Origin of the sequence: Ramlibacter humi (genome assembly GCF_004681975.1) — a bacterium.
Classification (GTDB): Bacteria; Pseudomonadota; Gammaproteobacteria; order Burkholderiales; family Burkholderiaceae_C; genus Ramlibacter; species Ramlibacter humi.
The window spans coordinates 293,732-308,225 of the sequence record NZ_SMLK01000001.1; the positions used below are offsets into that span (position 1 = coordinate 293,732).

At 70.3% G+C, this 14,494-nt stretch carries 13 protein-coding genes; 9 read left to right on the plus strand and 4 right to left on the minus strand.

Going from position 1 to position 14,494, the window contains the following annotated elements; translation table 11 throughout:
• Positions 1–18 precede the first annotated feature (18 nt).
• The 8 genes from mddA (at position 19) to EZ216_RS01480 (ending at position 9,635) form a co-directional block, all read left to right on the plus strand.
• A complete protein-coding gene (mddA, locus tag EZ216_RS01445) occupies positions 19–771 on the plus strand; it encodes a methanethiol S-methyltransferase (RefSeq protein ID WP_135247794.1) in 753 nt (250 codons plus the stop codon).
• 71 nt (positions 772–842) lie between these two features.
• Positions 843–1,511, plus strand: a complete 669-nt coding sequence (locus EZ216_RS01450) for a GntR family transcriptional regulator (RefSeq protein ID WP_135247795.1) — start codon at positions 843–845, stop codon at positions 1,509–1,511.
• Complete coding sequence (locus EZ216_RS01455) at positions 1,508–2,872, plus strand: malonyl-CoA decarboxylase (protein WP_135247796.1); 1,365 nt, start codon at positions 1,508–1,510, stop codon at positions 2,870–2,872. The genes EZ216_RS01450 and EZ216_RS01455 overlap by 4 nt, the downstream gene beginning before the upstream one ends.
• A gap of 37 nt (positions 2,873–2,909) precedes the next feature.
• Positions 2,910–3,908, plus strand: a complete 999-nt coding sequence (locus EZ216_RS01460; RefSeq protein ID WP_135247797.1) for a Bug family tripartite tricarboxylate transporter substrate binding protein — start codon at positions 2,910–2,912, stop codon at positions 3,906–3,908.
• Between the two features lie 3 nt (positions 3,909–3,911).
• On the plus strand, positions 3,912–4,673 hold the full coding sequence (locus EZ216_RS01465; RefSeq protein ID WP_135247798.1) for an enoyl-CoA hydratase/isomerase family protein: 762 nt from the start codon (positions 3,912–3,914) through the stop codon (positions 4,671–4,673).
• A 19-nt stretch (positions 4,674–4,692) separates the two neighbouring features.
• Entirely contained in the window at positions 4,693–6,222 is a 1,530-nt protein-coding gene (locus tag EZ216_RS01470; protein WP_135247799.1) for a malonate--CoA ligase, read from the plus strand.
• A gap of 40 nt (positions 6,223–6,262) precedes the next feature.
• Positions 6,263–8,470 carry an ATP-binding protein gene (locus EZ216_RS01475; protein WP_135247800.1) on the plus strand — a complete coding sequence of 736 codons (2,208 nt, stop codon included), beginning with the start codon at positions 6,263–6,265 and terminating at the stop codon, positions 8,468–8,470.
• A gap of 10 nt (positions 8,471–8,480) precedes the next feature.
• Entirely contained in the window at positions 8,481–9,635 is a 1,155-nt protein-coding gene (locus tag EZ216_RS01480) for a class I SAM-dependent methyltransferase (RefSeq protein ID WP_135247801.1), read from the plus strand.
• Here EZ216_RS01480 and EZ216_RS01485 read toward each other — a convergent pair.
• Entirely contained in the window at positions 9,632–9,874 is a 243-nt protein-coding gene (locus EZ216_RS01485; protein ID WP_135247802.1) for a hypothetical protein, read from the minus strand. The two genes, EZ216_RS01480 and EZ216_RS01485, sit on opposite strands and share 4 nt — an antisense overlap.
• 219 nt (positions 9,875–10,093) lie before the next feature.
• On the opposite strand from EZ216_RS01485, the gene EZ216_RS01490 reads away from it, so the two are divergent.
• Complete coding sequence (locus EZ216_RS01490; RefSeq protein ID WP_135247803.1) at positions 10,094–10,441, plus strand: hypothetical protein; 348 nt, start codon at positions 10,094–10,096, stop codon at positions 10,439–10,441.
• Positions 10,442–10,448: 7 nt separating this feature from the next.
• Here the strand turns inward: EZ216_RS01490 and EZ216_RS01495 are convergent, their stop codons facing one another.
• The 3 genes from EZ216_RS01495 to EZ216_RS01505 all read right to left on the minus strand — a co-directional run bounded on the left by EZ216_RS01495 (position 10,449) and on the right by EZ216_RS01505 (position 14,488).
• Positions 10,449–11,102 carry a DsbA family oxidoreductase gene (locus EZ216_RS01495; protein WP_205959603.1) on the minus strand — a complete coding sequence of 218 codons (654 nt, stop codon included), beginning with the start codon at positions 11,100–11,102 and terminating at the stop codon, positions 10,449–10,451.
• A gap of 276 nt (positions 11,103–11,378) precedes the next feature.
• On the minus strand, positions 11,379–13,337 hold the full coding sequence (locus tag EZ216_RS01500; protein WP_135247804.1) for an acetyl/propionyl/methylcrotonyl-CoA carboxylase subunit alpha: 1,959 nt from the start codon (positions 13,335–13,337) through the stop codon (positions 11,379–11,381).
• Positions 13,334–14,488 (minus strand): acyl-CoA dehydrogenase family protein, encoded by a 1,155-nt coding sequence (locus tag EZ216_RS01505; RefSeq protein ID WP_135247805.1) that lies wholly within the window; start codon positions 14,486–14,488, stop codon positions 13,334–13,336. Before EZ216_RS01505 ends, EZ216_RS01500 begins: the two co-directional genes overlap by 4 nt.
• Between the last annotated feature and the right edge of the window lie 6 nt (positions 14,489–14,494).

Below are 14,494 nucleotides of genomic sequence, written 5' to 3' on the forward strand. Positions count from 1 at the left end.
CCTTCAAGGAGGCCTTCCATGCGCAACCTGCTCTACGCTGCCTACGGAGTGGCGGCCTACGCCTTCTCCTGCGCCACCGTCGTCTACGCCGTCGGCTTCGTCGGCGGCCTGCCCATTCCCGGGCTGAAAACGCTGGACAGCGGCGTGGCCGTGCCACCCGGTGAGGCCGTGCTGACCGACCTGCTGCTGCTCGGCGTGTTCGCCCTGCAGCACAGCGTGATGGCCCGCCCGGCGTTCAAGCGCGCGTGGGCGAGGGTCGTGCCGGCCGCGCTCGAGCGCAGCACGTACGTGCTGGCGGCCGCCGCGGCCCTGGCGCTGCTGATGTGGCAATGGCGTCCGCTGCCGAGCGTGGTCTGGGACTTGTCGGGCACATTGGCGCGTCCCTTCCTGGACTCCGCGTTCGTCGCCGGCTGGGCGGTGCTGCTGATCGCCACCTTCCTTCTCGACCACTTCGAGCTCTTCGGCCTGCGGCAGTCGACCGCGCCGCTGTTCCGCTGGCCGGAAGCGGACGGCGAGTTCCGCACGCCCGGCCTGTACGCGTACGTGCGCCACCCGATCTACCTGGGCTTCGTCATGGCGTTCTGGGCCGCGCCGGTCATGACGGCCGGCCACCTGCTGTTCGCGGCGGCGTGCACCGCGTACATCCTGTTGGGCATCTGGTTCGAGGAGCGCGACCTCGTCGCGCACTTCGGCGAGCAGTACCTGGCCTACCGCCGCAAGGCCGGCATGCTGCTGCCGCGCATCGGCCGCCGCGACGTGGCGCGCTGGTGATTTTCCCGCCGGGGCTTGCACAAGCCGGCAGATCAGGCGCATGATTTCCTGTCATTACACGTAATTACGGCATGCGCGTCGTCCACAGCTCGCTGCACCAGGAGGTCGCCGACCGCCTGCGCGAACGCATCTTCGACGGTGAGCTGGCGCCCGGCAGCTTCCTCGACGAGGTGCGCATCGCGCAGGAGCTGGAGATTTCGCGCACGCCGCTGCGCGAAGCGCTGAAGGTGCTCACCGCCGAAGGGCTGGTGCGCCACGAGCCGCGCCGCGGCTGCTTCGTCGCCCAGGTCACCGAGCAGGACCTGGACGAGATCTTTCCCGTCATCGCGCTGCTGGAAGGCCGCTGCGCGTACGAAGCGGCTTCGAACGCGACCGACGCGGACGTCCAGGCGCTGGAGGAGCTGCATAACAAGCTCGCCCGCCACGCGAAGGCCCGGCGCGTCAACGACTACTACGCGACCAACTTCGCCATCCATGAAGCCATCATCGCGCTGGCCGGCAACCGCTGGCTGGCGCAGGTGATCACCGACCTGCGCAAGATCGTCAAGCTGTCGCGGCTGCAGCAGCTGCATGCGCCGGGGCGGCTGGAGCAGAGCCTGTCGGAGCACCTGGCGGTGTTCGCGGCGCTGAAGGCACGCGATCCCGAAGGGGCGGAGGCCGCGATGAAGACCCACCTGACCCGCCAGCGCGGTGCGCTGCGCGAACTGGCGCGCGCCCGGCGCGTGAGGCTGGCCGGATGAGCGCCGGCGAATGGCTCACGCGCGGCGTGTCCATGCTGCGCAACGCGTCGGAGCCGCGCGCCGTCGAGGCGTCCGCGGCGGTGGAAGAGCGCGCGCCGCGTTCCACCCGTGAAAGGCTGAAGGCCACGCTGCGCCGCAACCAGGAAGCGCTGTCGCCGCGCGTGCTGCGCCGCACGCTGGCCGAACTGCAGGCGGTGGTCGATCCGCGCGTGAGCGAAGTGGAGGGCGCGCGCCGCGCGCACGAGTTCGCCCTGGGCTACGCCAAGGCGTCGCCCGAAGAACGCCGCGATTCCTGGCTGCTGATGAGCGAGCAGTTCGCGCCCGACGCTTCGCACGTGAAGGCCGCGCGCGAAAAATACGAAACCGCCATCGGCACGCCCGAAGAGGCGCACGCCGAAGTGCGGCTGCGCCGCGCGCTGGTGTCGCCGCGCGCGCGGCTGCTGCAGCGCTTCGCCGGCTTTCCGGAGGGCATGCGCTTCCTGGTGGACCTGCGCGCCGAGCTGCTGCCGCACCTGAAGTCCGACCGGCGCCTGCTGTCGCTGGACGCGGAACTGGAGCACCTCTTCTCCACCTGGTTCGACGTCGCTTTCCTCGAGCTGCGCCGCATCAGCTGGGACTCGCCCGCGTCGCTGGTGGAAAAGCTCATCAAGTACGAGGCGGTGCACGACATCCGCAGCTGGGCCGATGTGAAGAACCGGCTGGACAGCGACCGCCGCTGCTACGGCTTCTTCCATCCACGATTGGAAGGCGAGCCGCTGATCTTCGTGGAGGTGGCGTTCACCGACGGCATCGCCGGCAGCATCACGCCATTGCTGGACGAAACGGGCCCGCCGGCCGACCTGGCGCGCGCGGCCACCGCCATCTTCTATTCCATCAGCAACACGCAGGCGGGGCTCAAGGGCGTGAGCTTCGGTGACTCGCTGATCAAGCGCGTGGTGGAGCAGCTCAAGTCCGAACTGCCGAAACTGAAAGTGTTTGCCACGCTGTCGCCCATCCCAGGGCTGCGCTCGTGGATGGCGAAGCACGCGCCGCCGGAGCTGATGTCGGCGCTGGACGACCCGCTGTCGCTGGGACCGAAATCGCCGCATCGCGTGCAGTTGCTGTCGTGGGCCGCGCGCTACCTGGGGCAGGAACTGGACAACGGCCGCCCCATCGACCCCGTCGCCCGCTTCCACCTGGGCAACGGCGCGCGGGTGGAGAAGCTCAATTGGGGCGCCGACCCTTCGCCCAAGGGGCTGAAGCAGTCTTTCGGCCTGATGGTGAACTACCTGTACGACATCAAGCGCCTGGACCGCCACCGGGCGCAGCTGGCGCAAGGACAAATCCCGATTTCCGGTGCCATCGAAGACCTGTACGGTTGAGCGGTCCGAAGACATCCGACAACAAAAGGAGACAGCCATGAAGCATTTCGGTTTCAGCCGGCGCGACGTGCTGCGCGCCGCGGGGGCGGCGGGTGCCGCCGCGGTCGCTTCGCCGGTGTTCGCGCAGGCCGCCGCAAGCTGGCCTTCCAAGCCCATCACCATGGTCGTGCCGTTCCCCGCGGGCGGCGGCACGGACGCGTTCGCGCGCCCGCTGGCCGCGCAGTTCGCCAAGCAGACCGGCAAGCAGCTGGTCATCGACAACAAGGGCGGCGCGGGCGGCACGGTGGGCGCCAGCCTGGCTTCGCGCATGCCGCCCGACGGCTACGGCCTGTTCATGGGCGCGGTGCACCACACCATCGCGCCGTCCATCTACCCGAAGCTCGACTACGACCTGGAGAAGGACTTCGTGCCCATCACGCTGGTGGCGCGCGTGCCGCAGGTGGTGGTGGTCAATCCCAAGCGCATCGAGGCCAGCGACTTCAAGGGCTTCCTCGATCTGCTGCGCCGCAATCCCGGCAAGTACAACTACGCATCGGCGGGCAACGGCACCTCGCACCACCTGGCGGGCGAGCTGTTCAAGATCCAGACCAGGACTTTCATCACCCACATCCCGTACCGCGGCGCGGGCCCCGCGCTGCAGGACCTCATCACCGGCAGCGCCGACCTGATGTTCGACGGGCTCGGTTCCTCGGCCGCGCACATCAAGGGCGGCCGCATCAAGGCGCTGATGGTGTCGGGCAACAAGCGCAACCCCGCGTTCCCCGACGTGCCGGCCGCTTCCGAAGTGGGCATGCCCGACTACACGGTGACCACCTGGTACGGCATCTGGGCGCCGAAGAACACGCCGGCCGACATCCAGGCGCGCGTGGCCGAAGAGGTGCGCAAGGCCATCCAGACCGACGAGCTCAAGGCCATCTGGGCCCAGCAGGGCGCGGAGTTCCCCAACTTCGCGCAGCAGCAGTTCGCGGGCTTCATCCACGAGGAAGTCACCCGCTGGGCGCAAGTGGTGAAAACCGCCAACGTGAAGGCGGACTGAGCGTTGACGGGGCAGGTCCGGCTCGAACGCGAAGGTCCCATCGCCCGGGTCGTCCTGTCCCATCCCGGGCGGCTCAACGCCATGTCGCGCGCGATGTGGCGTGAGCTGCGCGAAGCCTTCGTTTCCATCCAGCACGACACGTCCCTGCGCTGCGCCGTGGTGCAGGGCGAGGGCGATGCGTTCTGCGCCGGCGGCGACATCTCCGAATACGCGCAGTTCCGCTTCGAGGAAGCGTCGCTGCGCGCCTTCCACGAGGAAGACGTGTGGGGCGGCCTGTCCGCGGTGCTGGACTGCGACCTGCCCGTGGTCGCCTGCATCCGCGGCGCCTGCATGGGCGCCGGCGTGGAGATCGCCAGCGCCTGCGACATCCGCATCGCGGCGGACAGCGCCAGCTTCGGCGCGCCCATCGCGCGGCTGGGTTTCCCGATGGCGCCGCGCGAAGCGCAACTGGTGGTGCGCGCGGCCGGCGAGGGCATCGCCCGCCAGATGCTGCTGGAAGCGGCGGTGCTCGACGCGGCGCGCCTCTACACGCTGGGGTTCCTGCAGCACCTGGTGCCCGCGGACGCATGGAAGGCGCGATGCGACGAGGTGGTCCGCCGCATCGCGTCGCTCGCGCCGCAGGCCGCGCGACTGAACAAGCGCACCTTGCGCGCGCTGCGCGAGGGCAACCAGGCCGAACTGGACGGCGCCTACCGCTATGCTCCCGCCGCCGAACACCGGGAGGGTGTCGCGGCTTTCCTGGAAAAGCGCAAGCCGGCCTTCTGACCCCCGCGCCGGAGATCCCATGACGACCGAGAACCAGAACCTCTTCGCCGCGCTGCGCGCGGCTTTCCCCAAGAACCTCGACGAGATCGCCGTCGAGACCGACGACGAACTGGCCTACAGCTGGCGCGACCTGGACCGCGCCACCGCCATGATCGCCAACCTGCTGGTGTCGCTGAAGCTGCCCGAAGGCTCGCGCATCGCGGTGCAGGTGGAGAAGTCGGTCGAGGCCATGATGCTGTACCTGGCCACGCTGCGGGCCGGCTACGTGTTCCTGCCGCTGAACACGGCCTACCAGAGCGCGGAGATCGAATACTTCATAGCCAACGCCGAACCCGCCGTGGTGGTGTGCAGCCCGAAGAACTTCGGCTGGGTGAGCAAGATCGCCTTCCAGGCCGGCACCAGGAACGTGTTCACGCTGGGCGACGACCGCACCGGCTCGCTGCTGGACCGCGCCGCGGTGCACGGCGACGTGCACCAGCCCGCGAAGAAGCCGGCCGGCGACCTGGCCGCCATCCTGTACACCAGCGGCACCACCGGGCGCAGCAAGGGCGCGATGCTCACGCATGGCAACATGCTGTCGAACGCGCGCGTGCTGAAGGACTACTGGGGCTGGAAGCCGGGCGACGTGCTGGTCCACGCGCTGCCCATCTTTCACGTGCACGGCCTGTTCGTCGCCATCCACGGCGCGCTCATCAACGGCAGCAAGATGCTCTGGATGGCGAAGTTCGACCCGAAGAAGGTCATCGCGTGGATGCCGCGCGCCACTGTGTTCATGGGCGTTCCCACGCTGTACGTGCGCATGCTGGCCGAGCCGTCGCTGGACCAGGCCGCGGCGAAGAACATGCGCCTGTTCATCGCCGGCTCCGCGCCGCTGCTGGTCGAGACGTTCAAGGCCTGGCAGGACCGCACCGGCCACACCATCCTGGAACGCTACGGCATGAGCGAGACGGTGATGCTCACGTCCAACCCGTACCGGCCCGAGGAAGGCCGCCGCGGCGGCACGGTGGGCTTCCCGCTGCCGGGCGTGGGCCTGCGCGTGATGGGCGACGACGGCAAGGAGCTGCCCACCGGCGAGATCGGCGGCATCCAGGTCAAGGGGCCCAACGTGTTCAAGGGCTACTGGCGCATGCCGGAAAAGACGAAGGAAGAATTCACGGCCGACGGCTGGTTCAGGACCGGCGACGTGGGCAAGGTCGATGGCGACGGCTACGTCAGCATCGTGGGCCGCAGCAAGGACCTGATCATCAGCGGCGGCTACAACGTGTACCCCGCCGAGATCGAGGGCTACATCAACGAGATGCCCGGCGTGGCCGAGAGCGCGCTGGTGGGCGTGCCGCACCCGGACTTCGGCGAAGTGGGCGTGGCGGTGGTCATCCCCAAGCCGGGCGCGAAGCTGTCGCCCGGCGAGATCGTGGCCACGCTGAAGGCGAAGCTGGCCAACTTCAAGATCCCCAAGCGCTGCTTCGTCGTGGATGAGTTGCCGCGCAACACCATGGGCAAGGTGCAGAAGAACCTGCTGCGCGGCGAGTACAAGGATTTATTTGCCTGACATGTGCATGTCATGGGATGAGCCCGGCTAGACTGCCCGAGTGCCGTCCCACCTCCGCGCAGCGAGCATCCGTGCCCGCCTGATCCTGCTGGTGCTCGCGCTGTGGCTGCCGGCCGTGGCGGGGCTCGGGCTGCAGGCGCGCGACACCTATCTTCGCGAGGAAGCCGCGGCGCGCGACGACCTGCGGCAGCTGGCCGGTTCGCTGGCGCATTCGGCGGAAGCGGAACTGGACCGCCGCATGGTGCTGGCCCGCGTGCTGGCGGCGTCCCCCTCGCTGCGGACGCGCGACTTGGCGGCGTTCCACGCGCAGGCGCGCGAGGCGGTGGAAGGCACGGGGCTCAACGTGATGCTGGTGGACCGCACGCGGCAGCGGCTGCACACCGCGCAGGCCGCGCCGCAGGTCACCCCGCGCACGCCCGGCGCCGTGTTCTCCGAGCACGGTCCGGTGATTGCCTACGTCCCCCGCGACCCGATCACCGGCCAGCCCGCCATCGGCCTGTTTCTGCCCGAGCCGGGCACGCCGGCGCCGGAGTTCAATGTCGGCGTCACCTTCAGCCCCGCCGCCGTGCAGGCGGTGGCCATGCGGCCCGACTATCCCGAAGGCGCGCTCGCCTCCATCGTCGACGCGCGGCAGCGCGTGATGGCCCGCAGCCGCGATCCGGAGAAATGGCTCGGCGCCCGCGCCAGCAACACGGAACTGCTGGCGCGGGCCGAACGCGGTGGCAGCGGCTTTGTCGAGACCACCACGCTGGACGGCGTGTCGTCGCTCACGTTCCTGACCCCGCCCAACCGCTATGGATGGGCCGCGATCGTGGCCCTGCCCCAGTCGGCCCTGAGGCTGGCGGCGCAGCGCATCGCGCTGCAAGCCATCGGCGCATCGGCGGTCCTGCTGGTCACCGGCCTGGCCATCGCGCTGCTGGTCGCGCGCCGCATCAGCCGGCCGGTGCTGGCGCTGGAGCAAGCCGCCGGCGAACTGCTGGCGCAGCGCGTGCCCGAGCCGCTGCGCACCGGTCTGGCCGAAGTCGACCGCGTCGGCGCGGTGCTGCACGACGCCGGCGTGCGGGCGCGCGAATCGGAAAGGGTGCTGGAAGCGCGCGTGGCCGAAGCGGTGAGCGAAGTGCGCCAGGCCGAAAGCCGGCTCTTCGAGGCGCGCAAGCACGAAGCCATCGGCCGCCTCACCGGCGGCGTGGCGCACGACTTCAACAACCTGCTGCAGACCATCTCCATGGGCCTGCAGGTGGTGCAGCGCGGCGTGCCCGAAGGCCGCCACACGCGCCCGCTGCAGGCCGCGCTGGCCGCCTGCGGCAAGGCCGCCGACCTGGTGCGGCAGATGCTGGCCTTCGGCCGCGCGCAGCAGCTGCGCCCGCAGCCGGTGGACCTGGCCGACTTGCTGCTGCGCAGCCGCGACCTCACCGGCAAGGCGCTGGGCGAACGCATCCGTCTGGTGGCCGACCTCAACCCCTCGCTGCCGCCGGTGCTGGCCGATCCCACGCAGCTGGAACTGGCCCTGCTCAATCTCGTGTTCAACGCGCGCGACGCCATGCCCGAAGGCGGCAGCGTCACCGTCAGCGCGCGGCCGGCGGACAGCGGTGAAATCGGCCTGGAAGACCGCGCCTTCGTGCGCATCGACGTGCGCGACAGCGGCCACGGCATGGACGGCGACACGCTATCTCGCGTGTTCGAGCCGTACTTCACCACCAAGCCGGTGGGCCGCGGCACTGGCCTGGGCCTGCCGCAGGTGCAGGCTTTCGCGCGCCAGTCGGGCGGCGACGTGCGCATCGCCAGCACGCCGGGCGAGGGCACCACCGTCACCATGTACCTGCTGGTGTCCAGCAGCCCCGCCGAAACGGAGCTGCCTGTCCAGCCCGCCATCCGCCGCCCGCGCCGCAGCCTGCGCGTGGTGATGGTGGAAGACGACGTGCTGGTCGCGTCGGTCGTGCCGGCGGCGCTGGAGCACGAAGGCCACCGCGTCACGCTCTGCCGCACGGCCGACGAAGCCCGGCTGCTGCTGGCGCAGGGCCTGGCTGCGGATGTGCTGTTCACCGACGTGGTGATGCCCGGTTCCATGACGGGCCTGGAACTCGTGGCGTGGTGCCGTGAGAACCGGCCCGAGCTGCCGGCGCTGGTGGCCACCGGCTATTCCGCGCGGCCGCCCGAAGGCGTCTGGAAGCTGCTGTGCAAGCCCTACGTCATCGAAGACCTGCTGGACGCGCTGGACGTTGCCGCTTCGGCGGCGGAACCGGCCTGAGCTCGCCACCATGGAAAGCTCCGTGCTGGCCGAGCTGAACGCCGAGATCGGCCGCGGCTACGACCGCATCGCTTACGACCCCGTGCTGGACGCCTCGCTCGACCTGGAGCGCCTGCTGGGCCTGTCCGTGCTGTTCGGCGGCACGCCGCCGCGGGACCCCGACGTGCTGGACTTCGGCAGCGGCACCGGCAGCCTGCTGGAGCGCCTGGCCACGCAGACGCAGGGCCGGTTGACCGGCGTCGACATCTCGGCGCAGGCATGCGAGCGCGCCGCCGCACGCTGCCGGCCTTTCGGCAGCCGCGTCAACGTGCTGTGCCGCGACTTCCTCGCGCTGGACCCGGACACACTGGGGCAGTTCGATGTGGCGTGCCACATCGGCGTGCTGTACGTGCTGCCGCCAGCCTTGCGCGCCGAAGTGCTCCGCCTGCTGGGCCGTTGCCTGAAGCCCGGCGGCGCCCTGGTCATCAGCTACTACACCGGGGCCTTCCATGCTGCGCGCGCGGCGCTGCACCGCAGCGTGCGCGAAGCGGTGTCGCCCGGCGAGGCCGGCATCCCCGCCGCGCGGGCCCACATCGAAGCCATGGCCCAGGCGCTGCCGCCGGCGGGCCCGCTGCGGGACATGCTCCTGGCCGTGATGCGCACCACGCAGGAACTGCCGGACACGGTGTTCTTCCACGAGGTGCTCAACGGCCGCTTCGACACGCTGGAGACGGCGCAGCTGGACAGCGCGCTGTCGCCTTTCGGGGTGGGCTTCGCGGGTTGGCTCGATCCGCTGGCCCAGCCGCCGGGAAGCACGCCGCGCGAAAGGGCGGTGGCGGCCGACGCGCTGGACTACGCGGCGGCCCGCTACCGCCATGCCGTCTTCGTCCGCATGGACGCGGGCGCGCGGCCGGACGTCGCCCGGCCGGCCTGGCGATCGTGCTGCGTCGCCGCGGCGCCTTCGGCGGAAGGGCGGCGGTACCAGTTGCGCGGGCAGGACGTGCATCTCACGGTGCACCAGCCGCGCGCGGCCGCGGTGCTCGATGCGCTCGCGCAGGGGCCGCTGCCATGGGAAAGCATCGTGGCGGCATGGGGCCACGGCGCGCCGGAAAGCGCGCTGCGCGCCGGCCTGGAATCACTCTGGCGCGGCGGCGCCATCGCGCCGCTCTGGCCGCGGCAAGGCTAGCCGGCCGGACGGGCGTGCGCCGGTTCTTGCGCCGGCATCACCGGCACGCCCGCATCCAGCTCGCGCAGCGCGCGCCAGGTTTCGGGCGACACCATCTGTTCGGCGTGGTCGGCCGGGTTGACCACGCGGCACTCCTCGCGCGTGGCGTACCAGCCGCCCGCGAACAACCCGCGCGCCTCCGCGTTCGGTTCGTGGGGCGCCGATGCGTGATCCAGCGGTGGTTGCCAGAGGGTGTCCATGCGGAATGGTTGGCGGCCGCCCTCGGCGGGGCTGCCAGCGGCGTGGCACAGGTGTTGTCGGCGGGCTCCCACAGCCAATGCAGCGGGCGGACTCTGGACATTTGTCCCATGCTTACGGACTGCACGCCAGGCAACTCATTTCTTGCGCTTGCATACGCCTGGAACGCGGCGGTCGGGCGCACATTGGCGCCAGCACGCGAAGACGATTGCGAAGAACCCATGGCCCTCCTGCACCCAGACCGCACCCTCGAGCAGCTCGCGCTGCTCGAGGTGTACGCGGCCGAATTCGACTGGTACTGCTTCTGCCTGGTCTGCGGCCACGCGCCGGGCCGGGGGCAGGACACGCTTCAATCGCTCTACCAGGCGCAAGCCCGGCGGCGGGGCAACCGCATGCGCGAACTCTACCCACTGGTGTGCGCGCACTGGGACGCGGTGAACCTGGCCAACCAGATGGCCCAGGCCCGCGACGACTGGACCCGGGCGCGGCTGCACTCGCGCCTGCGCGAAGCCAAGGTGCGCCACCGCACGGTGGTGCAGTCGCTTCGCGGCGCGTGGGCGGGGACCTAGGCGGGAGTCAGGCCGGCTGGGCCGCGATCTGCCGCAGCGCCTGCTCGAACACTTCGGGCGGCTGGCCGCCCTGGATGAGGTGGCGGCCGTTGATCACCACCGAGGGCACCGCGCGGATGCCCAGCTGCTGCCAGTGCGCTTCCTGTTCGCGCACCTCGCGCGCGAACTCGCCGGTTTCCAGGATGGCTTGCGCTCGCGCACGGTCGAGTCCCGCGCGGTCCACGGCAGCCAGCAGCACCTGCGCGTCGGAGACGTTCGTCGCTTCGGTGAAGTAGGCGCGCAGCAGCGACTTCTTGAGCTTGTGCTGGGCATCGCCCGGCAGCGAGCCGGCCCAGTGCAGCAGGCGGTGCGCGTCAAAGGTGTTCCACACGCGGCCGCGTCCTTCCTTGCGGAAGTCGAAGCCCACCGTCTGGCCGCGCTCGCGGATGGCCTGCCAGTTGGCGGCCTGCTGCTCGGCGGTGGAGCCGTACTTCTGCGACAGGTGCTCGGTGATGTCCTGGCCCTCCGGCCCCATGGAAGGGTTCAGCTCGAACGGCTGGAAGTGCAGTTCGGTCTTCACGTCGCCCATGCGCTGCAGTGCCTGCTCCAGCGACGAAAGGCCGACGGCGCACCACGGGCAGGCCACGTCGGAGACGAAATCGATCTTGAGGGCGGAGGTCATGCGGGGGATGGTAGCGGCGGTCCGCCGACCCTGCGGCGCGCAGGCTTTCGCGCGAAGGAAAGGGGCCAGCCGCAAAGCTGCTGAATGGACACTGACTTGTGCGCCGAGACCCCGTGCATGGAAGCGGCAATGGCCACGAACGGCCAATGGCGGACAAGAATCTCCTCCCGTCGGCAGTGGCTCCCCTTCAGGTGGGAACGATCGTTGGCCTGAACAACTGCCGATGTTTCATCCCCCCGCCGGCTTTGGCCGTGCGGGGGTTTCTTTTTTTCCGGCTCAGCCGGCCGCGATCTCGATGAGCACCGCGCCGCCCGCCACCTGCTGGCCGGCGGCGGCATGCAGGGCCGTGACGCGGCCCGCGGCGGGCGCGGCGTGCACGTGCTCCATCTTCATCGCCTCCAGCGTGAGAAGCGGCTGGCCCGCGGTGACGGTCTCACCGGGTCCGACCAGCACGGCGGCGACGCGGCCGTTCATCGCGGCCCGCACGCGGCCATCGCCGTTGCCCGCTCCCGGCTTGGGTGCGGGCAGCCACGTGAGGTCTTCCACCCGGTGCGGACGTCCGGCCACCTGCAGCCACAACGCGTCGCCTTCGCGCGCGAACTCGATGGCGTGGGCCGTGCCGTCCAGCGTGGCGCGTGCGCTGCCATTGGCGGCATGCGTGTCCTGCAGGCGGTGCACTGCCTCGCCGATGCGCACCTCGACGTTGCCCTGGCCCAGCGCCAGCACTTTGGCGTGCACGGCCGCTCCATCCACCTGCAGCCAGACGGGAATGGGCAGCCGCGGCGCGAGTGCGCCATCGGCGCGGCGGCGGGAAGGCGCGCTGGCGAGCAGCAGCCACGCGGCGATGGCTTGTGACCGCGCCACTTCGGCGCCGGCCGCTTCGAGCAACTGCCCGCCGTGCGCCGCGATGAAGGCCGTGGTCGCGCGGCCCGCCGCGAATTCCGGATGCGCCAGCACCGAAGCGAGAAACGCCTGGTTGGTCGTGACGCCCAGCGCCAGCAGCTGCCGCAAACCTTGCGACAGGCGCCGGCGCGCTTCTTCGCGCGTGCCACCGTGCGCCACCAGCTTGGCGATCATCGAGTCGTAGAACGGCGGCACCACGGCGCCGTCGTGCAGCGCGTGTTCCACGCGCAAGCCCTCGGGCGGGCGCCATCTGCGCAGCGTGCCGGCCTGCGGCAGGAAGCCTTGCGCGGCGTCTTCGGCGCACAGCCGCACCTCGATGGCGTGGCCTTCGAAGCGGATGTCCTGCTGCCGCAGCGGCAACGGCTCGCCTGCCGCCACACGCAGCTGCCACTCCACGAGGTCCAGTCCGGTGAGCGCTTCGGTGACGGGATGCTCCACCTGCAGCCGCGTGTTCATCTCCATGAACCAGAACTGCCCTTGCGCATCCAGCAAAAATTCCAGCGTGCCGGCGCCTTCGTAGCCGATGGCGCGCACGGCCGCGACGGCTGCCGCACCCATGCGCCGGCGCAGCGCGGCGTCCACGGCAGGCGAGGGCGACTCCTCCACCAGCTTCTGGTGGCGCCGCTGCACCGAGCAGTCGCGCTCGCCCAGGTGGACGGCGTTGCCGTGCCGGTCGGCGAAGACCTGGATCTCCACGTGACGCGGCGATTCGATGGCGCGTTCCAGCAGCACCGTGCCGTCGCCGAACGCGTTGCGCGCTTCCGATTGCGCGCTGCGCAGCAGTGGCAGGAATTCGGACGCATCCCGCACCAGCCGCATGCCGCGCCCGCCGCCGCCCGCGGTGGCTTTCACCATCACGGGAAAGCCGATGCGCCGTGCTTCTTCCGCCAGCCGCTCTTCCGACGGATCGTCGCCTTGATGGCCGGGGATGCACGGCACGCCCGCCGCCGCCATGCGTTGCTTGGCGCCCGCCTTGTCGCCCATCGCGCGGATCGCTTCCGGCGAAGGACCGACGAACACCAGGCCCGCATCGCGGCAGGCCTGCGCGAAGGCCGCGTTTTCCGCCAGGAAGCCATAGCCGGGATGCACCGCGTCGGCGCCGGTGCGCCGCGCCGCATCGACGATGGCATCGATGCGCAGGTACGACTCCGCCGGCAACGGCCCGCCTATGCACACGGCTTCGTCCGCCGCGTTCACGTGCGGCGCGTGCGCATCGGCGGTGGAGTGGACCGCGACGGTGGCGTAGCCCATGCGATGGGCCGTGCGCAGCACGCGCAGCGCGATCTCGCCGCGGTTGGCCACCAGCAGCTTGCGGAAGGGCGTGGGGTTCATCCGTTCTTCGGGAAGGTGCCCATGAACTTGGACAGGATCTGCAGCATCACCTCGTCGGCGCCCGCGCCGATGGACACCAGCCGCATGTCGCGGAAGATGCGCGAGATGTTCGCCTCGTCGGTGTAGCCCATGCCGCCCCAGAACTGCAGGCAGCCGTCGGCCACTTCGCGCGCCACGCGGCCCGCCTTCAGCTTGGCCATGGTGGCGACGCGCGTGGCGTCCTCGCCGCGCACCACCATCTCCACGCCTTGCCAGGCCAGCGCATGCAGCGCTTCCACTTCGGTCTGCAGCTCGGCCAGCTTGTAGTGCACCCACTGGTTGTCCAGGATGCTGCGGCCGAAAGCCTGCCGCTCTTGCGTGTAGGCGATGGTTTCCTGGATGGCGCGGCGCGCGAAGCCGCCCGCGTTGAGCGCGCTCCACAGCCTTTCCAGCTGGAATTGCTCCATCTGGTACATGAAACCCATGCCTTCCTCGCCGATGCAGAAGCGGCGCGGCACGCGGACGTCGTCGAAGTGCAGCTGCGCCGTGTCGGACGAGTGCATGCCCATCTTGCGGATCTTGCGCGCCACGCTGATGCCGGGCGTCTTCATCGGCACGACGATCAGCGACTTGTTGCGGTGCGCGGCGCCATCGGACGTGTTGGCCAGCAGGCAGCAGAAGTCGGCCTGCGTGCCGTTGGTGGTCCACATCTTGCCGCCGTTGATGACGTAGTCGCCGCCGTCCTTGCGCGCGGTGGTGCGCACGCTGGCGACGTCGGAGCCGCTGCCGGCTTCCGACACGCCCAGGCAGCCCACCAGTTCGCCCTGGATCGCAGGCGTGAGGAACTCCGCGCGCAGTTCCGCGCTGCCGTGGCGGGCGAGGGCGGGCGTGCACATGTCCGTCTGCACGCCGATGGCCATGGGCACGCCGCCGCAGCGGATGTCCGCCAGTGTCTCGGCCAGCACCGCCGCGAACGAGTAGTCCAGCGCGGCGCCGCCGTTCTCTTCCGGCTTGGTCAGGCCCAGCAAGCCCAGCTGGCCCATGCGGCGGAAGACCTGGTGCGCGGGGAAGATCTCGTCGCGCTCCCATTGGTCGACATGCGGATTGACCTCATCGCGGATCCACCGCTTGATGGTGTCGCGCAGCTGTTCGTGTTCGTGCGTGAGTTGCATGCTGCT